Raw genomic sequence first — 21,684 nt, forward strand, 5'->3', positions numbered from 1 at the left:
CCCTGGCCGTGGGAGAGCGACGCCCGTGCGTCCTCAGACGGTGAGCAGCGCCTTGACGGCGCGGCGCTCGTCCATGGCCTGGTACGCCTCGGCGGCCCGGTCGAGGGGGACGGTGAGGTCGAAGACCTTGCCGGGCTGGATCTTCCGCTGCCAGATCAGGTCGATCAGTTCGGGCAGGTACTGGCGCACCGGGGCGGGGCCGCCGACCAGGTGGACCTGGGAGAAGAACAGTTCCTCGCCGGCGAGGGAGACGTCGTGGGAGACGCCCACGAAGCCGACATGGCCGCCCGGCCGGGTGGAGCGGATGGCCTGCTGCATGGACTCCTGGGTGCCGACCGCCTCGACGACGGAGTGGGCGCCCAGACCGCCGGTCAGCTCCTTGGCCTTCGCCACGCCCTCGTCGCCGCGTTCGGTGACGATGTCGGTGGCGCCGAATTCGAGGGCGAGCTTCTGGCGGGACGCGTGGCGGCTCATCGCGATGATCCGCTCGGCGCCGAGCTGCTTGGCGGCCAGCACCGCGAGCAGGCCGACCGCGCCGTCGCCGACCACCGCGACCGTCCTGCCGGGGCCGGCCTCGGCGGCGACCGCCCCGAACCAGCCGGTGCCGAGCACGTCGGAGGCCGCGAGCAGGTGCGGGATCAGGTCGGCGTCGGGCGTTCCCGGGGTGGGGACCAGGGTGCCGTCGGCGTTGGCGATCCGGGCGCGTTCGGCCTGGGTGCCGGACTGGAAGACGCGGTTCACGCAGGAGGACGGCCAGCCGGAGCGGCAGATCTCGCAGATGCCGCAGGAGGTGGCGAACGAGCCGACCACGAACTGGCCGGGCCTGACGTTCTTCACCTCGCTGCCGACCTCTTCGACGACGCCGACGTACTCGTGTCCCATGTGTACGGGGCTCTCGACGGCCTCGATACCGCGGTAGGGCCACAGGTCCGAGCCGCAGACACAGGCCGCGGCCAGCCGGATGATCGCGTCGGTCGGGGCGGTGATCTCCGGGTCGGCGATCTCTTCGACCCGGACGTCGCGGGGAGCGTGCAGAACAGCGGCGCGCATGAGGGTTACTCCTTGTGATCTGACCGGCCGCTCAGGCGGCCGGGGTCATTTGGGGCTATGTGAAGGTGACTGGCCCGGGTGGGTGGACGGGGTGCGGCGGACGACCACACGGTTCGTGGGCCGGCGCCGCTGGACGCGGGCGATGGCGATCGTGGGGATCAGGGCCAGCGCGGCGAAGGCGATACCGACCGTGGCGGGCCCGGTGCCCCCCAGGGAGGAATCGAGGGCGAGGCCCGCGAGCCAGGACGCGGTGGCGATGCCGACGTTGAACGCCGAGACGGTCAGGGCGGACCCCAGGGTGGGGGCCTTGTCCGCGAAGCGGACGCCCAGGGAGATCAGCACCGGGTTGGCGCCGAGCCCGAACAGCCCCAGCAGGACGACCAGCGCGGCCGTCGGCACGGCGTAACCGGCGAACAGGCTGATGGCCAGCAGCAGGACCGTGGTCACCTCGGCGGCCACGATGACGGTCGCGTAGGGCCGACGGTCGCCGAGCCGGCCGCCCACGACGAAGCCCACCACGGCGCCGACGCCGAAACCGACCAGGACCAGCGGTACGAGTCCGGCGGCCAGACCGGCCCGGTCCGTCAGCAGGGGCGAGATGTAGGCGTACGTCGCCAGCACACCGCCGGTCGTGGTCGCACAGGCCGCGAGCGCCAGCCACAGGCGACCGGAGCGCAGCGCGGACAGCTCCGAACGGATCGACACCGTCTCCTGGCCGGGGCCGTCGGCCGGGACATGGCGGGCGATCAGGACGGTGGCGGCCGCCGCGAAGGCGGCGAGCGCCCAGAAGGGGCCGCGCCAGCCGATGGCCTGCCCGGCGAAGGCGCCGAGCGGCACACCGACGACGTTGGCGAGCATCGCGCCGGAGCCCACCACGCCCAGCGCCCGGGAGCTCGCCGCGGGCCCGACCGTGCGTGCGGCCACCACGTTGGCCACCGCCCAGAACGCGCCGGTCGCCAGCGCGGTGAGGAATCTGGCCGCCAGCAGCAGCGTAAAGCTGGAGCCGAGCGCGACGACGGCGTTTCCGACCGCGAAGATCCCCAGTGCGATGATCAGTGTCGCCCTGCTGGGCAGCCGCAGCGTCAGCATCGCCATCAGCGGCGCGCCAATGATCATCCCGACGGCGAAGACCGTGACCAGCAGACCGGCCTGGGCCACGCCGACCTGCACGTCGCTCGCGATCTGAGGCAGCAGACCGGCCATGACGAACTCGGTCGTGCCCATCAGGAAGGTGCCCAGAGCGAGCACGTACACGACCAGCGGAAGCCGGGCGGGCGGACGCTCCGGGGCGGTGGCGCGTGCACCGGCGGGGGCTTGGAGGGTTCCTCCTGGGCTGGTCATGCGTTGTCTCCGCAGAAATCGAGATCGGGGTGCGCATCCCAGGAAACCGCCCCTGCCACCCGCGTGGGAGGCCGTGTTTATAGGGGGTACAAGCTCTGCCTCCCTTTCCGGCGGCTCGCGCCTACCGTGGAAGGCATGGACCAGCGACCCGACAACCGCGCCGACATCCGTGACTTCCTCGCCACCCGGCGTGCCAAGATCACCCCGGAGCAGGCCGGGCTGCCCACCAGCGGTCGGCGACGGGTCCCTGGGCTGCGGCGCGAGGAGGTCGCGGTCCTCGCCGGCCTGAGCACCGAGTGGTACACGCGACTGGAGCGGGGCCACATCAGCGGCGTGTCCGAGGATGTCCTCGACGCGGTCGCCCGCGCGCTGAAACTGGACGAGGACGAACGCACGTACCTGTTCGACCTGGCCCGGGCCGCGCAGCCGCCCAGCCGCACGCCGCGCCGCCGCAAGGCCGTCGACATCCCGCCCCGCGTCCAGTGGCTGCTCGACTCCATGACGTTGTCCGCGGCGTACGTCACCAACGGGCGCCTGGACGTGGTGGCCACCAACGCACTCGCCCGCGCCCTCTTCTCACCGCTGTTCGACAGCCCGACTGCGGACGAACGCGGCCGTCCCAACTTCGCCCGGTACTGGTTCCTCGACCCCGGCGCACCCGACTTCGTCGGCGACTGGGAGGGCGCCGCGGACGCCACCGTCGCCCTGCTGCGCGCCGAGGCCGGGCGCTACCCGCGCGACAAGGCGCTGCGCGAGCTGATCGGTGAGCTGTCCACGGTGAGCACCGAGTTCCGTACCCGCTGGGCCGCCCACGACGTACGCATCCACCACGGCGGGGCCAAACATTTCCAGCACCCTGACGCGGGGCCGCTGGACCTCGTCTACCAACCGTTGGACCTGGCCGTTTCCCCTCGCGAGGCACATTCCCTGATCATCTACACCGCCGAGCCGGGCACTCCCGACGAAGACCGGCTCAAGCTCCTCGCCAGCTGGGCGGCGACCCGACACCAGGAAGAAGAACCCACAGGCCACAGGGAGCTTCCCCGAGGTTAGGGTCTCTGGTCCGGATCTTGTGGTCCGGATCTTGCTGGGCGGCGCCGGGCCTCCTTCTCGTATGCCGAACTTACGGGGGCACAAACTCACCCCCTGAATCCCGTGATTCTTGTCACGGAATTCACGAGTTCCAGGAAGGGGGAAGAATCTCTGCCCCTTTACGGCGACCTTTCAGGAACAGCGGATACGCATTCGCGCGTTTTCCCTTTACCGCCCCTTTTCGATCGAGCTCGGCGCCACCGGCGACGCCGCCCTGTGCGCGGTGCGACCGGGGGCCCTCCGACTGCGCCGCAGCTCGGCAAGGAGCGTCTGGAAGCCCCGCTCAGCCCTCCGGCAGCAGAACCACCCCGTCGCCGTCGGCGTGCAGGATGTCGCCGGGCGCGAAGGTCACGCCGCCGAACGACACGGGCAGATCCACCGCCCCCTCGCCGGCCTTCGCGCTCTTGCGCGGATTCGTGCCGAGCGCCTGAACCCCGAGTTCCATCTCGGCAAGGGCGGCGGAGTCACGGACAGCCCCGTGCACCACAACACCCGCCCAGCCGTTGTCCAGGGCGCGGGCGGCCATGAGGTCGCCGAACAGAGTGGTGTGCAGCGACGCCCCGCCGTCGACGACCACGACGCAGCCCTCGCCGGGGGTGCGCAGGAGCTGGTGCAGCAGGGCGTTGTCGTCGCGGCAGGACACCGTCCGCACGGGACCCGCGAAGGAGCGTACGGCTCCGTACGTGGTGAACTGCACGTCGCACACGCGGAGTCGGTCGCCGTACTGATCGGCGAGGTCGGCGGTGGGGACTGGCGTCGTGTGCATCATTACTTCTCTCGTCGGTGATGAGCGGGCTGACCCTGCGAGAGTTTGCATCAGATTGCGGTTAGATACAATTGATCAGTCGTGCATCGCCGTAGGCCCATCGACGTCTCATAGGATGAGGCGTCCCCCACCCCCGCCCGAAGAGTGCAGAGGTTGATGTCGCGGCCGAATCTGACCACCTCCATCGCCACCCGCCTCGTGGATCTGCTGCGCCGCAGCGGCCTGCGGGAGGGCGACCACGTCACTGAGCAGTGGATCGCGGACGAGCTGGACGTCTCCCGCACCCCGGCCCGTAAGGCCATGCTCTTCCTAGCCGAGGTCGGCATCCTCAGACGCGAGCCGAACCGGGGCTTCTTCCTCGCCCGCGGCGCGGCCACGCTGACGCGCACCGACCTGGGCGAGGGGGCGGACATCGAGCAGGAGGCGTACTTCCGGATCGCCGACGACTACGTGGGGGGCCGGTTCACGGGCCCGTTCACCGCGGCCGACGTCAGCCGCACCTACAACCTCGCCCCTCGCCAGGCCGACCGGGTGCTGTCGCGCATGGAGTCCGAGGATCTGATCCGGCGCAGGCCCGGTGGACGCGGCTGGGAGTTCCAGCAGGTGCTCTCGACGGTGGAGGCGCACGACCAGAGCTACCGCTTCCGCATGATCATCGAGCCGAACGCGCTGCTTGAGCCGGGCTTCACCATCGACCCGGAAGTGGCGGCGCAGCACCGCAAGCAGCAGGAGGCCCTCCTGCACGGCGACATCCTGCTGCTGCCGCGCGCCGAGCTGTTCCACGTCAACGCCTCGTTCCACGAGATGCTCGTGGGCTTCTCCGGGAACCAGTTCCTGCTTGACGCCGCGCGCCGCCAGCACCGCCTGCGCCGCCTCATCGAGTACCGGCACCAGGTCGACCGCTCCCGCCTGGCCGGCCAGGCCCGGGAGCATCTGCAGATGCTGGACATGGTCGAGGGCGGACGGCTCGAAGAGGCGGCGGCGTTCCTGCGCCGCCACCTGGACAAGGTCAGGATCATCAAGACCGGCGGCTGACCGGGCCGCCAACTCGCCCGCCGTAAAGGGCCGTTCACCGGTAGAGGCGGCGCACCCCACGAGGCCCGGACCCGGGGTGTCAGACGCGGCGTCCGACACCCCGGGTCCGGGCCTCTCTCATGCCCCGCCCCTTCCCGAAATCTTCTCCGCTCCGACGGTTGTATCAATTCGCGGCTTGAGACAATATTGGCGCTCTGCCCGACAGGAGCCCGGCCCGGCCGCAGGTTCCCACCCCGGACTGCCGTGACGGACTCCCGTCACGGGCTCCCCCGCCCCGGATCAACAGCAGGGACCATGAGCACAGACCGCACCCGCACCGCCGTCCTTCCCGACGGCGCCCTCTCCGGTGTCCTCTCCGTCGACGGACGCGCGTACCGCTACCGGCCCCTGGGCCAGCTCCTGCCCGGCGCTCGGCTCGACGCCCTGCCGTACGCGGTACGGGTCCTCCTGGAGAACGTCGCCCGCCGCTCGCCCGCCGCACTCGACGACGTACTCGCCCGCGCCCTGAGCGGGAGCGGGGACTGCGAGGTACCGGTGCACCCGAACCGGGTGATGCTGCACGACACCACGTGCCTGCCGGCGCTCGCGGACTTCGCCGCACTGCGCGACACCGTCGCCGAGCTCGGCGGGGCCCCAGAGCGACTACAGCCTGCCGTTCCGGTGGACCTGACCGTCGACCACTCGGTGATCGTCGAGGAGTACGGGCGCCCCGACGCGGTCGAGCGCAACCTGCTGATCGACTTCCGCCGCAACAGCGAGCGCTACACCTTCGTCAAGTGGGCCGAGCGCAGCCTGCACAACTTCCGTGTCGTACCGCCGGGCACCGGCATCATCCACCAGGTCAACATGGAGACCCTCGCCCGCGTCGTGTGGCAGGAAGAGCCCCAGGACGGCGGCCTGCCATGGCTGCACCCGGACGTCCTCGTCGCCACCGACAGCCACACCCCGATGATCAACGCTCTCGGCGTCGTGGGCTGGGGTGTCGGCGGCCTGGAGGGGCAGGCCGCGATGCTGGGCGAGCCGGTCACCATCCCCTACCCGCGCGTGGTGGGCGTGCGCCTGACCGGGCGGCTCCGTCCCGGTGTCGGCGCCACCGACCTCGCCCTGACACTGACCGAACTGCTGCGCGCCAAGGGCGTGGTGGACCAGTTCGTGGAGTTCTGCGGGCCCGGTCTGGACGCGCTCGGCTGGGCGGAGCGGGCGGCGGTCTCCAACATGGCACCCGAGTACGGCGCCACCTGCGTCTACTTCCCGTACGACGACGAGAGCGCCGCGTACCTGCGGCTGACCGGGCGGGACGAGGATCACGTACGGCTCGTCGACGCGTACCTCACCGCGCAAGGGCTCAAGCGCACCGACGGCTCTCGCGAGCCGTGCTACAACGAGGTCATCGGCCTCGACCTGGCCACGGTGGAGCCCAGCCTGGCGGGCCCCGACCTGCCGCATCAGCGCCTCCCGCTGCCCCGCGTCCCGGCTTCCTTCCGGCCCTCCTCCCGGTCAACCCCCGTACCCGCAGACGTATTTGGCGAGCCGCTGCCCGAGGGCCCGGTGGCCGTCGCCGCGATCACCAGCTGCACCAACACCGCCAATCCGGCGCTGATCGTGCAGGCCGCGCTGCTCGCCGAGCGGGCCTTGGCCGCCGGGCTCAACACGAAGCCCTGGGTGAAGACGTCCCTGTCCCCGGGGTCGCGGGTCGTGGAGGACTACCTGCGCGAGGGCGGGCTCATGACCGCTCTGGAGCGGACCGGCTTCCACATCGTCGGCTTCGGCTGTATGACCTGCATCGGCAACTCGGGGCCGCTGCAGGAGGAGATGGAACGCCTCGCGCAGGACGGCGGCATCGACCCGGTGGCCGTCCTGTCCGGCAACCGCAACTTCGCGGGCCGCGTCAACCCGCGGATCAGCCAGTCCTACCTGGCTTCCCCTCCCTGGGTCCTCGCCTACGCCCTGGCCGGGTCGATCCTGCACGACTTCGACCGCGACCCGCTCGGCACCGGCGCCGACGGCACCCCCGTCTTCCTCAAGGACCTGTGGCCCACCGACGCGGAGGTCGCCGCACGCGTGGACGCCTCCGTGCGCCCCGAGATGTTCCGTCAGAACGCCGCACGGCTGCGCGAGGGCACCCCGGCCTGGCGGGACATCGAAGCTCCTGGCGGCGTCCGCTTCCAGTGGGACCCGGACTCGACGTACATTCGCCGCCCCCCGCACCTCACGGACCTGCCCGCCGAGGCACCGGACCGGCTGGGCATCGATCGGGCCAAGGTGCTTCTGCTCCTCGGCGACGATGTCACCACGGACCACATCTCCCCGGCCGGAGCCATCCCGGCACACAGCGCGGCCGGACACTGGCTCACCGAACGGGGGGTGGCCCGGCGGGACTTGAACCAGTACTCCACACGCCGCAGCAACCACGAGGTGATGCTGCGCGGCGCCTTCACCAACGCCGCCGTCACCAACCGAATGCTCGACGGGGTCCATGACGAACTCCGGGGCGGCCATGCCCACACCGCCGACCGCACCGCTGTCCTGCCCGTACACGAGGCCGCGCCCACCTACCGCGCGGCGGGCTACGACCTGGTGGTCGTCGCGGGCCGCAACTTCGGGGCGGGCTCCAGCCGCGACTGGGCTGCGAAGGCGCAGGCGCTGCTCGGTGTCCGGGCGGTCGTCGCCGGGTCCTACGAGCGCATCCACCGCAGCAACCTGATCGGCATGGGCGTACTGCCGCTGGAGTTCGCCGAGAGCGACGACGCGTCGGCGTACGACTTCACCGGCGAGGAAGACCTCGCCTTCACCGGCCTCCACGACCTGCGCGTCGGCACGAATCAGGTCGCCCTGCACCTCACCCGCCCCGACGGCTCCCGCACAACGGCCGCCCTGCGCCTGCGCCTCAACTCCCGGCAGGAACTGGCCTATCTCCGCCACGGCGGACTCCTGCCGTATGTCGTGCGCCGTGCGGTCGCGGCCGCCTGAGGCCCCCGGAGGCCGGGACACCTCCACAGGCCGCCGCATCCCCCGAGCTCCGCCCTCGCGCACATCCACGCACCGCACTCACCCCCACGCTCCCCGGCACCCGTCCCCTTCCCTCGCCGGTCTCTCGAACCAGCTGACAGCGCCGTCGCGCCCCATCCGAGAAGAGCCCCTATGCCTCCCACCCGATCCGGGACAGCGTCCTCGCCGACCCGTCGCAACGTCCTGCGCGGCGCCGCCGCCCTCGGCGCGGTCGCCGCCGCGGGCCCCGCGCTCTCCGGCTGCAGCACCGTGGACGCCAACGCGGCGGCCCAGCCGGCCCCCGACTACTACCCCGCCGACTACAACAAGATCATCGACGGTTCGCGCAGCGAGCAGAGGCTCCTGATCTACTCGCAGACCTCGCAGACCAACTGGCAGCCGATATTCGACGCGTTCACCGCCCGCTACCCGTGGCTGGCCGACATCCGCGCCACCAACCTCGGCAGCTCCGCGGTCTATGAGCGCTACTACAGCGAGAAGGCCACCGGCGGCTCCCCCGCCGACCTGCTCGTCTCCAACGGCGGCCCACTGTGGGCGGATTACGCCACCCGTGACCTCGCCGCCGACTACCGCTCGCCGGAGAAGGACCACCTGCCCGACTGGGCCGAGATCCTGCCCGGCGTCTGGGTATTCACCACAGACGCCTCCGTCATCCTGTACAACCGCAAGACCCTCAAGGAGTCCCAGTACCCCGACGGGCTCGTCAGCCTGGCCGACGTCGTCGAGGCCAAGCCCTCCCGGTTCCGCGGGAAGATCGGCGTGTACGACGCGACCAACGCCTTCGGATACTCGGCCAACGAGGGCTACACCAGCACCGTCGAGACCGGCTGGGACACCTTCGGCCGGCTGCTGCCCTTCACCAAAGCCGACCACTCCACCGGCACCCTGGTGGAGAAGGTCGTCTCCGGCGAATACGACGCCTCCTTCAACATGAGCGGCGGCGTCGCCATCGCCGCCGCCCAGGACAGCAGCGGCCTGCTCGGCTGGTCGTACTACGCGGAGGGCACCGTGGTCATGCCGCGCTCCGCCTCCATCCTCAAGACGGCCCCGCACCCCAACGCCGCGCGGTTGTTCGTCGACTTCCTGCTCTCCGCCGAGGGCCAGACCGCCGTGGCCAAGGGCGGCCTGTCGCCGTACCGGGAGGACGTGCGGCAGGACCACCACGACAGCCTCCAGGACATGCAGCGAGGGCTCAGCGCCGACCGCGTCCACGTCTACCAGTACACGAAGGTGACGGAGGAGACGCAGGAGAAGTACGTCGAGCGCTGGGACAAGGCCGCGGGCTGACCGCCCGCCACCTTCCCCATCACCGGCGCCCGCGCCCACCCGCAACTCTCCTCCTGCACCCCGCCCCCGCACTTACGGAGCCGCCATGGCCGTCCAGAGCCCAGCCGCAGCCCCGGCCGACCCGCCGCGCACCCCGCGCGCCGGTGAGCTGGGCGCACCCCAGTACCGGCGCCTGTTCGGCGCCGGCCGCGAGGTCTCCATCCACTGGCTGACCTTCCTGCTGACCGCCGCACTCGTCCTCGCGCCGGTCGTCCCGATCCTCGTCCAGTCGGTCCGCAACCAGCCGCTGTACGCGGCGGGCGGCGCCTTCACCCTGTCGAACTACAGCGCCCTGTTCACCGAGGCCGAATTCGGCACGATCATCCTCAACACCCTTCAGTTCGCCGCCCTGACCACCGTGTTCGCCCTCGCCATCGCCGTCCCCATGGCGATCCTCCTGGAGCGCACCCGGTTCCCGGCCGCCCGCGTCATCGGGCAGGTACTGCGCTGGCCCATCTACATCTCGCCGCTCGTTCTCGGCTTCGGCTGGATCGTGATCTACGGCCCTGCCGGGTTCATGACGACGGTGGTACGCGAGGGCTTCGGCTGGGTCCCGTGGAACCTGTACTCCATGCCCGGCATGGCCTTCGTGGAGGCCGTCGCCCAGGTCCCGATCGCCTACCTCTTCTGCGCCAACGCCCTCGCCGCATCGGACACCTCGCTGGAGGACGCGGCCCGCACGGTCGGCGCGGGCCCGATGCGCATCCTGCGCTCGATCGTCGTCCCGATGCTGCGCCCGCCGGTGCTCTACGCCGGTCTGCTGATCTTCGGCACGGCGGTGGAGACGCTCTCCATCCCGCTGATCCTCGGCGAGCCCGCCGAGATCACCCTGTTCTCCAGCTTCCTGTACGAGCAGGGAATCGACTCCGTGGCTCCGGACTACGGGCTCCTGGGTGCCGCCTCCACCCTCGTCCTGGTGTCCACCGTCGGCCTGGTGATCCTGCAGGGACGGCTGCTCAAGCACGCTCAGCGGTTCGTGTCGGTGCGCGGCAAGGCCACCCGCGCGGGCCTGCTCGACATCGGCCGCTGGAAGTGGCTCGGCTTCACCTTCGTCGGCCTGTACATCCTCTTCGGCGTGCTGCTGCCGATGATCGCCCTGATCCTGCGGGCGTTCACCTCGCTGCTCACCCCGCTGGTGAGCCCCCTCGGCCTGCTGACCCTCGACAACTTCGAGCTGATCTTCTCCTATGCCCCCTATACGGAGTCGATCACCAACAGCATCACCGTGGCCTTCATCGGCGCGCTCGCGGTGACCCTGTTCGGCACGGTCATCGTCCTGGTAGCCCGCCGCTCGAACTTCCGGTTCGCCCGCCTCCTGGAAGCCACCGCGCAGGCCCCGCACGCCGTGCCCGGCCTGATCGTGGGTATCGGCTTCTTCTGGGCCTTCGCCTGGATACCCGGCGGCGACCTGGTCAGGGGCACTCTCTTCGCCCTGGTCATCGCCTTCGGCGTGCGCGCCATTCCCTCGGCGTACGGCGCCATCTCGCCGGCCACCATGCAGCTCGGCAGCGAACTCGACAACGCGGCCCGCGTCGCCGGCGCCGACTGGTGGCGCACCGTCTCCCGGATCCTGATCCGCCTCCTGGTGCCCGCGATGCTCGCCTCGTTCCTGCTCATCTGGACCACCATGATCCGCGAGTACGCGCCCGCCATGTTCCTCGCCGGATCCGAGTCGCAGGTCATCGGCACCACCGCCATCGACCTGTGGACGCAGGGAGAGACCGGCTCCGTGGCCGCGCTCGCCACCCTGCAGATCGCCGTCACCGCGCTCGTCGCCGGCCTGGCCGGCCTCCTGCTGCGCGACAGGAAGTCCGCCAAGAAGGCCGCTGTCACGGCCGTTCCGGCCGTCAAGGTCATCGAGAAGGAGCAGACACATGCCTGAGCTGGCCGTCGAGAACATCACCAAGTCCTTCCACGGCACCACGGTCCTGGAGGGCATCGACTTCACCGTTGCGGACGGGGAGTTCTTCACCCTGCTCGGCCCGTCCGGCTGCGGCAAGTCCACGACCCTGTCCTGTGTCGCCGGCCTGGAGGCCCCCGACGCCGGCACCATCCGCGTCGGCGACCAGGTCTTCTTCGACGGAAACCCGCGCACCGCTCTCCCTCCCGAGGCCCGCAACCTCGGTCTGGTCTTCCAGTCGTACGCCCTGTGGCCGCACATGACGGTCGCCGCCAACCTCGCCCTGCCACTGAAACTGCGCAAGGTGCCGAGGGACGAACAGCGGCGCCTGATCGACGACGCGCTCACCAAGGTGGACATGCTGCATCTGCGCGACCGCTACCCGCACCAGCTCTCCGGCGGACAGCAGCAGCGCGTCGCCCTCGCCCGCGGCATCGTCTACTCCCCCAAGGTCCTGCTCCTGGACGAGCCGCTGTCGAACCTCGACGCGAAGATGCGTGACCAGGCCCGCGTGTGGCTCAAGGGCCTCCAGCGCGAGGTCGGCATCACCACGGTCTACGTCACCCACGACCAGGTCGAGGCCATGTCACTGTCCGACCGCATCGCCGTGTTCATGCACGGCCGCCTCCAGCAGGTCGGCACACCCACCGAGATCTACGAGACCCCGGCCACCCCCGAAGTCGCCGGCTTCATCGGCCGCTGCAACCTCCTCCGGGGCCGCATCGACGACACCCCCTCCACCGACAACAGGACGGTACGCCTCGAACTCGGCACAACCGGACAGCACTTGAAGGTCATACGCCCCCGTGCCGAGGCCGACCTGCGAGGGACCGCCACCATCGGGCTGCGCTCCGAACGCATCACGCTCACCGAGCGCGCGGACGCGGCCGAGGACGGCGTGAACGTCCTGCGGGCCAAGATCAAGCAGTGCTCCTACACCGGCGCCCGCTTCGAGTACGAGCTGACCGTCGGCGACCTCGCCATCCACGCCGAAAGCCCCGTCCGGCACACGGGCCAGGAGATCAACCTGCTGATCCGCCCCGAGGACTGCCTCCTGTACCCCACCGCAGCCTGACCTGAGCCACCGCGCCCCAGGGAACGGCCCCTGGGGCGCGTCGAAGCAAGCCCGGTCACATCCCGTCCAGCTCGAACCACGCATCGATCACGGAGGAAGCAGTGACACCCACCCGACGTGAATTCGGCTCACTGGCTGCCGCCGGCATTGCCGCCACGGCCATCCCGTCCGCCCTGTTCACCACCACCGCGACAGCCGCGCCGACTACCGCCGAGGACGCCCCCTGGGGCGGCCCGCTGGCCCCCGACAAGCCCCTCGCCAAGGCGTACGACGACGCGGCCCGGGCACTGGCCGAGGTGGACGACAACCCGGTCATCCGCTGGCAGTACCGCGTGTGGTGCCGGACCGGCTACCGCAGTCCGGGCAACGCGGGCACCGGCCAACCCGTCGACCAGCTCACCGACCCCGCCACCGACTTCGTCTCCCCCAAGGGCTTCCTGTACAAGAACTACGTCCGCCCCATGCCCGCGGGCGGCGTCCAATTCCTGGACAATGCCTGGTACTTCGGCACCGACTTCATCGGGCTCGTCATCGTCCGCACCCCGGACGGCCTGATCATGCTCGACGCGCTGACCACCCCGGAGGACATGCGCACGCAGTTCCTCGACCAGGCCGCCGCCGCGGGCCTCGATCCCGGAGACATCCGGTACGTCTTCCTCGGCCACCATCACGGTGACCACGTCGGCGGCGCGAACCTGATCAGAGACTCATACGCGCCAAGAGCCAAGTTCGTCATGGGACAGCCCGACGCCGCGATCATCGCGGCGAGCCGCGCCGAACTGCGCAAGCACCGGGACGAGTACACCGAGGAGGAATACCGGGCCAGGCTCGCCCCCCTCCCCAGCCGCATCGACATCGAGGTCGAGGCTTACCCCGGCCACACCGTCGGCATGAAACGGATCCAGATCGGCCGGCGCACCACGGCCGTCGCCATCCTCGCGCCCGGCCACACCGTCGGCCAGATGCAGGTCATCGTGCCGGTCGTCCACCAGGGCGAAACCCACAAGCTCCTCGTCTGGAGCGGCAACGACAATCTCGACGCCGCCGCCCAGTACGCGATCTCGGCCGACTTCGTCCAAGGTCTCGCAGGCCAGGAAGGCGCGGACGTCTTCCTCAACACCCATGCCTACCAAGGCGCCGCCTACAGACACCTGCGCGCACTCAAGGCCGACCCGTCGGCGCCCAACCCCCTCCTTATGGGCCGCACCGGAGTGCAGCGTCACATCGAGATCTTCGGCCACGCCCACCGCGCGCTCGCCCAGCGCGTCATCGACGGCACGTGGAAGGCCATGTAGCGGGCGACATTCCCTTGGGTTTCAGGAGGTGTCGTGCACTGTCGCGTCACCCTGGGCGGTGAACCTGTGGCCGACAGTTCCTGAACCGGTGTCGCGGACGTCGCAGGTGTTGCTGAGATGCGCCCGTGATGGAGAACGAGAAAGTGCGGCTGCGGCCGTTCGTGGTGCGGATGCCGTCGGGTGACCGGTACTGGACGGTGCTGGACGAAGACGAGCTCGCGCCGATTGCCGAGGTGGATGAGTTCCTGCGGCACGTGCGGTTCGGCCGAGACCAGGCCGAGTCGACGACTGCGACGTACGCGGGCGCGATAAAGCTGTTCCTGACCTGGTGTGCCCGGTCAGGTCTCCACTGGCGGGAGTGCGTAGGTCGTCTCGGGTCGTTCATGTTCTGGCTGCGGTACGCCCGGCTGGATGGGGACCCGGTGGTCCCCGGTCCCGGACAACAGCCGGTTCGAGGCCCCCGCCGGGTGAACACGGTCCTGGCCGGGGTTCGAGAGTTCTTGAAGCATCAGGTCGCCGTGGGCAACGCTCCGGTGGCGGTGCTGGGCATGCTCTACGAAGTTGCTGATGATCGCGACCTTCCTGTTGAGGTTCGTGGTGAGGCGAGTGGGCCCCGCTACTACGCCCGGGCCCGGCATCGGGCCGCGGTCCCGGACGCACCGGTCGACCGGGCCAGCGACGACGAGGTGGTGGCCCTGCTGCGGGCTTGCCGGACGGCCCGGGATCGGCTGATCGTGCTGCTGATGGCGCGCGCGGGTCTGCGCCGCGGGGAAGCGGTGGGTCTGCGCCGGGAGGACATCCACTTCGTCGTGGATGCCCGCCACCTGGGTTGTTCGGTGCCGGGATCGCACCTTCACGTGGTGCGTCGGGACAACGGCTCGGGTGCGTGGGCGAAGTCGCGTCGGTCGCGGGCTGTACCGGTGGACTTCCTGGTGGTCCAAGCGTTTGACCAGTACGCGGTGGAGCGTGCGAGGTGTGCTGAGGCGGCGCTCAGCGACATGGTGTTGGTGAACCTGGCCCGGCCGCCGGCCGGGGCACCGGTGAAGCCCGGGGCGGTCAACGAGTTGCTCGTACGGCTCTCGCGGCGGGCGGGGTTGGAGCGGGTGGTCCATCCGCACTCTCTGCGGCACGCCTTCGCCACCAACGTGGTCGAGGCTGGGGCCGCCATCGACGAGGTCCAGCAGTTGCTGGGCCATCGTTCGGTGACCAGCACCCAGGTCTACCTCCACCCGTCGCCGCAGCGCCTGCGGGCCGCGGTCGACCGCGTGGGATCGCTCGTCGAGGAGGTCCGCTCATGAACAGTGAAGCCGCACTGGCACCGCCGCCCGACAGCGGGCGGGAGGACGCCCAGGCCGAGCGGCTGTTCTCGCGAGTGCGGCAGGACTTCTTGGTCGGGCTGGGCTGGGACGAGCGGCTGCGTATCGCACGGCCGTCGCCGGATCATCCCTTGATCGGGTACCGGTCCTGTGCCGTGCGGAACTGCATCGCGCCTGCCCGTCTGGGCGGTGCCGCTCCGCTCTGCGCCACCTGCCGGGGACGGTGGCGGGCTGGCGAGCAGGACTTGGAGGACTTCCTGACGACAGCGGTTCGGGTCTTCACGGGCACCGATGGCCCGTGCCGGGTGCCGGGGTGCGAGCGGGTCTGGAGGTCGTTCGACAACCCGGTCTGCCTCAGCCACATGGATCAGAAGTACCGCCTCGGGATCGAGACGATCGAGGACTTCGTCCTCGATCCGCGGGTGGGGCCGAAGCCGGCGTTGGAGCCGTGCTCGGCGGCGGCGTGTCACCGGCAGAGTAAGGACCGCGGCGGATTCTGCGCGGGGCACCGCTGGAGCTGGAACGAAGCGAGGCGAAAGGATCCGGACGTCAATCTCGGGCTGTGGTCCCGGACCGCGCCGGCGGTCCACGACGGCACCTTGATCAGCTTTCGCGGGTTACCGGACCTCGTCGTCGCCGAGTTGCTGTTCGGGACCCAGCAGCGCCTGGACCGGCACGTCCGGCTGCTGCACACGGCGTTCAAGGCCCTATGCGACACGGCGCGCGCCCAGCAAGTCACCAGTCTGAGCCAGCTGATGGTCGAGGCGAACACGCGGATGGCGGGGGTGTGGAAGTCGATGACGGCCGACATCCGCGTCGGTCTGGCCACGCCGGAACTGGAGCAGCTGAAGGACGTGTGGGACGCGGAGGTCTTCGGGCTGGGCAAGGGCCGCACCATGAACTTCACCGGCCTGAGTCAGGAGTGGCTGCGGCGGGCGGCCAAGGCGTGGGTGGTGGATGCCATTCCCCGCCGCTACGGCCGGAACATCCCCAACTCCCTCATGTCCATGGTCGTCTGCTTGGAGCGGCTCTCCGACAGCCTGCGCATCAACCGCGAGGACCACGGGGATGCCCCGGAGCGGCTGCGCCGCACCGACGTCGAGGTCTTCCAGCAGCGCCTGGCCTACCTGGAGCACACCGGGCAGATCAGTCCGAACCTGCGAGTTACGATCTGCCGATGGTGCGCACGGTTCCTGCGCGAGATCCGTGAGATGGGTCTGACCCGGCCCCGCCAGATGCTGGCCGGACTGCCCGACGACTTCTCGTTCCGCAAAGGCGACATTCCCCGGCCACCAGAGGACAAGGGCGGTGGGCGGGCTCTGCCGGACGAGATCCTGGCCCAGTTGTGCGCACGGCTGGACACCCTGGAGACCAGCCGGCGCAACGGCCGGTCGGGAGCCCCGGCCGGAGGGCGGCACGCCCGGATCGCGGTAGAGATCCTTATCGACACCGGCCGCCGCCCAGACGAGGTGCAAAAACTCCCCTGGGACTGCCTGGAGACCGACGCGGACGGCAAGCACGTCCTTGTCTACACCGACTTCAAGAACAACCGGCTGCGATGCCGACTGCCGATCCCGGACACCACCGCCTCGATGATCCGCGAGCAGCGCGACCGCGTCCGCGGCCGCTTCCCGGACACCCCCACGGACCAGCTCGCGCTGTTCCCGAACCCGAACTTCAACCCGGACGGCACCAAGCCCTACCGGTCGATGTTCCTCTCCCAACTCCATCGCGAGTGGCTGAACACTATGCCGCCTCTGCTCACCGCCGCGGGGGAGGAGTTCGACAAGGCACGGATCACGCTCTACGCCTACCGGCACAGTTACGCCCAACGGCACGCCGATGCCGGAACGCCGGTGGACGTGCTGCGGGAGCTGATGGGACACAAGACCCTCGGCACTACACAGACGTACTACCGGGTCTCCGAGAAGCGCACGCGTCAGGCCGTCGACCGGCTGGTCACCCTCCAGTTCGACCGACACGGCGGCCGGCTGTGGGACGAGGCCAAAGCCCTCCTGGACCACGAGCACACCCGGATGCGGATCGGGCAGGTCGCCGTACCGTTCGGGATCTGCGCCGAGCCCAGCAACGTCAAAGCCGGAGGACACGCCTGCCCGTTCCGGTTCCGATGCCTGGGCTGTGATCACTTCCGCACCGACCCCTCCTACCTTCCGGACCTGCGGACCTACCTGGACACCCTGCTTCGAGACCGGGAACGACTGGCCGCGGCCACCGAGCTCGACGCTTGGGCTCGGGCGGAAGCAACACCGGCCGAGGAGGAGATCAGTCGCCTGCGGCGTCTGATCCGCAGGGTCGAGAGCGACCTCGACGCCCTCACCGACGAAGAACGGGAGGAGATCCGTCAGGCCACCTCGGCCCTGCGCCGGTCCCGCGCAGTACAGCTCGGCATGCCCACCCTCCGGCCAGTCGCCGGTGGCCTTCCACTCGAACGGGAAGCATGAAGCCAACCTCTCCGGCCGACCGGCTCGCCCAGGCCCGAACCGATGACTCCACCCGCCGCCGCAGGCGCGTGCTGGCCGCGCTCGACGACTTGACCCGCGACGGCCAGCCGATCAGCGTCTCCGCCGTCGCCCGCCTGGCCGGCGTCCACCGCAGCCTGATCTACCGCCACGGCGACCTCCACGCAGCCGTGGCAGCCAAGGCCGCCCAGCCACCCAACAACACCAACGGACCGCAGGTCAGCCGGAACTCCCTGCTGAGCGATCTGGCCAACCTCACCGAACGCAACACCCGCCTTGCGGGCCATGTGGGCCGCCTCGAACAACGCCTGTCCGAAGCCCTTGGCCAAGACGCCTGGCGCGCCACTGGCCTCGGCGCTCCCACCGACACCGACACCCTCCAGCGGAAGATCGACCACCTTGAACAGCAAGTCGCCGAGCTCCGCGACCAGCTCTCCGAACGCGAAGAGGACCTCCAGGCATCCCGAGCCACGAACCGCGAGTTGATGACCCAGCTCAACAGCACCCCTCACCGCCCCCGCTGACCTGCGAACCCAGGTACCAACCGCTGGGCGGTGGATCGCAGCCTTCGCTTTGGGGTGCGAGCAAGTCGGTTCCACCTGGCGGTCAGGCGGGAACGCCGGCCCGGTCCAGGACGGCGGCCATCTCGTCCTCGGGGAGCGCCGGGTTGGCACCCGCGCTGGATGCCAGTTCGGGGACGAGGAGGGCCTCGCGTAGCCGGTGGAACGGGAGGCGCGGGTCGCGGGTCGCCGCCTGACGCGTCCAGACGACGGGGTCGTGGCTGAGCCGTTCGATCAGCTCCGGCGTAGCGGCCGGATCCCGTACGGCCAGCCGGCGGTAGTTCCCCTCGGGGTGGTTCGCGTAGCGGGTGGCTAGGCCCTCGCGGGGGAACCGAGGGTGCGTCTCCGCCATCCAGGCGGAGAACGTCCCACCCAGCCGCGCAAACACCCGCATCAGGACCTCCTCCGGAGTGTCGGGGTGGTGAATGCCCAGGAGGTTCTCCACCACCGGGTCCTCGACGCGTGCAAGCAGGCGCAGCAGGTCAGGCGGCAGATGGGGGCTTCGGGCGGCGGCGCGCTGGAGCAGCGGGTGAGCGGAGGTCGCGGCCCGGCGCATTACCTCGGGGTCGGCGAGCCCGTCCTGTACCCACCGCACGCCGTCGCCCCTGTCGAGGTCCCCGGCCGTGAAGTCGATGGCCATGCGCCGCGTCTCGTCCAGCTCGGGCCGAAGGGAGACGGCGAGCCGTACGGCTTCGTCGGGGTCCGCGGCGAGCCGCTCTACGAGGTCGGCGGGCAGCGACGGGTTCCCGGCGAGGGAGGTCAGGTGCGTCCGCTCGGCGACGCACCGCTCGGCGCCGGCACGGTCAAGGAGCCCGTGGCGCAGCGCCTCGGCGGCGGACTTCGGGTCGCGGAGGAGGTCGGCGGTCACGCGGGCGTCCCGCTGGCACTCCTGCAGCTCGGCGGCCCGCCGCACCTCGGGGTCGGGGTCGGCCAGCAGTGCCGACCGCTCGCCCGCCGACAGGGCCTCCCATGCACGCACTGCTTCCCGGCGCGCTGCCGCACGGTGATGAGTGGCCATCGATGCCACGAACGATGGCGCCAGATGGGGAGACTCCAGCAGGGCCGCGCGTACGGAATGATCGGGGTCGTCGAGCAGGCGGGCGCACACGGCATCCGGGAGCGGCGCGACCTTTGCGCGCGGATCGTACACTTCGGGTCCATATGCGAGAGCTGCCCGCACCTTGGGAGAAGGATCGTCCGCGAGCCTAGCCCGCTGTGCGGGCTCCGCCCTGGCACTCATGGCGAAATCGATCCGGGCCCCCGGGTTCGGGTGGGCCAGGATCAGCGCGACGGCCGACTCGGGGAGTCCGGCCCGGTGAAGAACGTCACGGGGCGGACGGTCACCGTCTGCCCCGAAGGCGAGCAGGCGCAGCAGCAGCGGCGTCGGCAGCGCCGGATTTCGGGCCATTCCGTCCAGCGCGGATGCGTGGAACGTCACCATGATTCCTCTACCCCCTGTGTCTTCCCCGATCAGTCTGCACCCATGATCTCGTATGCCATGCACGACATCTGTCGACCACCGCTGCACCGGTCCTTGAGTCTTTGACCAGCACAGATGCCTACCGAGGGGAGGGCTCCTAAGTCACCAGCCCAACAAAAACGACGTCCAGCGATCAGGCCCGTGCGCCCTTCGTCCCGGCCGGAACCCGTCGGGGACGAAGGGCGCACGGGCGGGCCGGGCCACGCGTCGAGCACGGTGCGAATGGCCTTGACCTTCTCCTCGGTGAACACCCCGCTACCGAGCAGGGTGAGTACGGACAGCACGCCACCGCTGGAGCCCCAGCTGCCCTCGTCGACCACACGGAAGTCGACCCACCAAGCCGGTGACCTGAACGTGCGTCGAAGGGCCGCATCGCGACGATCAATCACACCGCCACGAGCCGGACGCGATCACCGCAGAGCTTGGTCATGTCGTCGATATCGGAGGTCAGCATGACCACGGGGCGGTGCTGCCGTAGCGCGGCCTCCGCGACCGCCGCATCGATCGCGCATCTGTGCCCGTGCAAACCGGCATCCGTCAGCAGCTTCGAGGCAGCCCTCGCCTCCTCATCCCCCACCGGGACCACGCGCAGCCCGGAGAGCACCCAGTTCAGGCGAGCCTTATTCGTACACGCGTGAACGGCCTCGATGATGGCGAGCGAACTGATCACGCCCTCCATGCCACGCGAGCGCGCCTCAGCCACCAGAGCCACCACCAGCTCGTCATCTGCGAGCAGCTTCGAAAGCCCCTCACCGTCGAGGACCAGCGTCCCCTCGTGACTCAGCTTGCGGCGGGCCACTCACCCTCCTCGGCGAACACTTCGTCGAAGACCTGCCGCGCCCGCTGCCGGGTCCGCTCGGAAACCGGCCCCTTGCGGCTCTCGTAGTCCGCCAGATACTCGTCAAGCACCTGCCCGCGCAGCTCACGCTCGACCGCCTCGGCAATGAACGCGGAGAACTCCCGCTTACCCACCCGCGCCCGGATCGCCTCCGCGGTCCCCTCCGGCAGCGACAGGCTCACCCGCGTCGCCGGCCCTTCCCCGATGCCGTACGTCGGCTCACCCATACCCTGAGTGTGTCAAACGAGTAGGAAACGCGCTACGGCGCGGGCACACACTGCCTTCACGCGCCGAGCGGCGCACTGCGCGAATCCCAGCACGGGCGCCCCCATCCCATCCCAGCACCATCCCGGCACGGGAAAAACCAAGGGCCCGACCCTGAAGAGTCGGCCCCTCTCCGACCTGCATGTTTGCCAGATCAGCGACGTGGTGACAAGTCACCCGCTACACGTTGAAGCGGAATGTCTGCGGTCTGATCCTGACCTGCGGCGGAGTCGCATGCAGCACCCTGACCAGGCATTTGTCCGTTGGCTGCGTTGGGTTCCGACGGTCGCTTGTGGGTGTTCTGCGGACTCTCTGTGGACTGCGGACACGGCCGTGTCCGCACAGTGAAAGCGTGGCCCCGGACCCAAGAGCGACACACGCCATGCGCTCGCCGGGAAGATGCTGGCACGAGACCGACGACGTGGCACGTCACGGATAACACACAGTTCGCCGACGGCCCCGTTTGCCACCTGCGCGATGGCCAGTTTCCGGAGTGAGTAGCGACGACGTAGCGCACGTAATGGCGGCCAGTCCGCTATGGCCGCCGAGGTGACTCGACTCACGACGCTCTCTTCGGCAACCAGGTCAGAATTCACGCGGACCAAATCGCTGGCTGCGCCGCGGCCGAGCAAGGCCATTCTCAGATGTTCGACGCGCCCGACACGATGTCCAGGATCATCGCTGCATGTCCTTCAACGAGTCGGTCGGCCTGACCAGCGCTTCGGCCTGAATCTCCGGCCACTAGAGCGAGATCTTCCCAAGCTACTGAGGTTGAACTCGTGATGTCGCTGGGTTGCTCAGGTGGGTCTGATGGTCAGGCCGGTCTCGGCGAGGCAGCCGTCTATGAGGTCGCTGCG

Annotated in this window: 16 protein-coding genes; 10 read left to right on the forward strand and 6 right to left on the reverse strand. The window is 69.9% G+C overall.

What is annotated here, in order from left to right; all coding sequences use genetic code 11:
- Positions 1–33: 33 nt before the first annotated feature.
- Complete coding sequence (locus tag ACIQ7D_RS13525; protein ID WP_403936913.1) at positions 34–1,050, reverse strand: zinc-dependent alcohol dehydrogenase family protein; 1,017 nt, start codon at positions 1,048–1,050, stop codon at positions 34–36.
- Positions 1,051–1,095: 45 nt separating this feature from the next.
- A complete protein-coding gene (locus tag ACIQ7D_RS13530) occupies positions 1,096–2,391 on the reverse strand; it encodes an MFS transporter (protein ID WP_403936915.1) in 1,296 nt (431 codons plus the stop codon).
- A 135-nt stretch (positions 2,392–2,526) separates the two neighbouring features.
- On the opposite strand from ACIQ7D_RS13530, the gene ACIQ7D_RS13535 reads away from it, so the two are divergent.
- Positions 2,527–3,444, forward strand: a complete 918-nt coding sequence (locus ACIQ7D_RS13535) for a helix-turn-helix domain-containing protein (RefSeq protein WP_403936917.1) — start codon at positions 2,527–2,529, stop codon at positions 3,442–3,444.
- 322 nt (positions 3,445–3,766) lie between these two features.
- Here the strand turns inward: ACIQ7D_RS13535 and rraA are convergent, their stop codons facing one another.
- Entirely contained in the window at positions 3,767–4,249 is a 483-nt protein-coding gene (rraA, locus tag ACIQ7D_RS13540) for a ribonuclease E activity regulator RraA (RefSeq protein ID WP_403936919.1), read from the reverse strand.
- Positions 4,250–4,405: 156 nt separating this feature from the next.
- On the opposite strand from rraA, the gene ACIQ7D_RS13545 reads away from it, so the two are divergent.
- The 9 genes from ACIQ7D_RS13545 (at position 4,406) to ACIQ7D_RS13585 (ending at position 18,209) form a co-directional block, all read left to right on the forward strand.
- A complete protein-coding gene (locus tag ACIQ7D_RS13545; RefSeq protein ID WP_403936921.1) occupies positions 4,406–5,284 on the forward strand; it encodes a GntR family transcriptional regulator in 879 nt (292 codons plus the stop codon).
- A gap of 294 nt (positions 5,285–5,578) precedes the next feature.
- Positions 5,579–8,254 carry an aconitate hydratase AcnA gene (gene acnA / locus ACIQ7D_RS13550; protein ID WP_403936923.1) on the forward strand — a complete coding sequence of 892 codons (2,676 nt, stop codon included), beginning with the start codon at positions 5,579–5,581 and terminating at the stop codon, positions 8,252–8,254.
- A gap of 171 nt (positions 8,255–8,425) precedes the next feature.
- Entirely contained in the window at positions 8,426–9,580 is a 1,155-nt protein-coding gene (locus ACIQ7D_RS13555) for an ABC transporter substrate-binding protein (RefSeq protein ID WP_403936925.1), read from the forward strand.
- Between the two features lie 85 nt (positions 9,581–9,665).
- Positions 9,666–11,501 carry an ABC transporter permease gene (locus tag ACIQ7D_RS13560; protein ID WP_403936927.1) on the forward strand — a complete coding sequence of 612 codons (1,836 nt, stop codon included), beginning with the start codon at positions 9,666–9,668 and terminating at the stop codon, positions 11,499–11,501.
- On the forward strand, positions 11,494–12,594 hold the full coding sequence (locus tag ACIQ7D_RS13565; RefSeq protein WP_403936929.1) for an ABC transporter ATP-binding protein: 1,101 nt from the start codon (positions 11,494–11,496) through the stop codon (positions 12,592–12,594). Before ACIQ7D_RS13560 ends, ACIQ7D_RS13565 begins: the two co-directional genes overlap by 8 nt.
- A 101-nt stretch (positions 12,595–12,695) precedes the next feature.
- Positions 12,696–13,889 (forward strand): MBL fold metallo-hydrolase, encoded by a 1,194-nt coding sequence (locus ACIQ7D_RS13570; RefSeq protein WP_403936931.1) that lies wholly within the window; start codon positions 12,696–12,698, stop codon positions 13,887–13,889.
- A gap of 128 nt (positions 13,890–14,017) precedes the next feature.
- Complete coding sequence (locus ACIQ7D_RS13575; protein ID WP_403937011.1) at positions 14,018–15,187, forward strand: tyrosine-type recombinase/integrase; 1,170 nt, start codon at positions 14,018–14,020, stop codon at positions 15,185–15,187.
- Entirely contained in the window at positions 15,184–17,667 is a 2,484-nt protein-coding gene (locus ACIQ7D_RS13580) for a tyrosine-type recombinase/integrase (protein ID WP_403936933.1), read from the forward strand. Before ACIQ7D_RS13575 ends, ACIQ7D_RS13580 begins: the two co-directional genes overlap by 4 nt.
- Entirely contained in the window at positions 17,664–18,209 is a 546-nt protein-coding gene (locus ACIQ7D_RS13585; RefSeq protein ID WP_403936935.1) for a hypothetical protein, read from the forward strand. The genes ACIQ7D_RS13580 and ACIQ7D_RS13585 overlap by 4 nt, the downstream gene beginning before the upstream one ends.
- Before the next feature lie 82 nt (positions 18,210–18,291).
- On the opposite strand, the gene ACIQ7D_RS13590 is transcribed toward ACIQ7D_RS13585, so the two are convergent.
- The 3 genes from ACIQ7D_RS13590 to ACIQ7D_RS13600 form a co-directional block, all read right to left on the reverse strand.
- Positions 18,292–19,686: a Mucin-2 gene (locus tag ACIQ7D_RS13590; protein ID WP_403936937.1), complete on the reverse strand. Its 1,395-nt coding sequence runs from the start codon at positions 19,684–19,686 to the stop codon at positions 18,292–18,294.
- A gap of 424 nt (positions 19,687–20,110) precedes the next feature.
- Complete coding sequence (locus ACIQ7D_RS13595) at positions 20,111–20,524, reverse strand: DNA-binding protein (protein WP_403936939.1); 414 nt, start codon at positions 20,522–20,524, stop codon at positions 20,111–20,113.
- Positions 20,506–20,790 (reverse strand): hypothetical protein, encoded by a 285-nt coding sequence (locus tag ACIQ7D_RS13600; RefSeq protein ID WP_403936941.1) that lies wholly within the window; start codon positions 20,788–20,790, stop codon positions 20,506–20,508. The genes ACIQ7D_RS13595 and ACIQ7D_RS13600 overlap by 19 nt, the downstream gene beginning before the upstream one ends.
- Positions 20,791–21,684: the final 894 nt, after the last annotated feature.

Origin of the sequence: Streptomyces sp. NPDC096310, from assembly GCF_044763125.1 — a bacterium.
Taxonomy (GTDB): Bacteria; Actinomycetota; Actinomycetes; order Streptomycetales; family Streptomycetaceae; genus Streptomyces.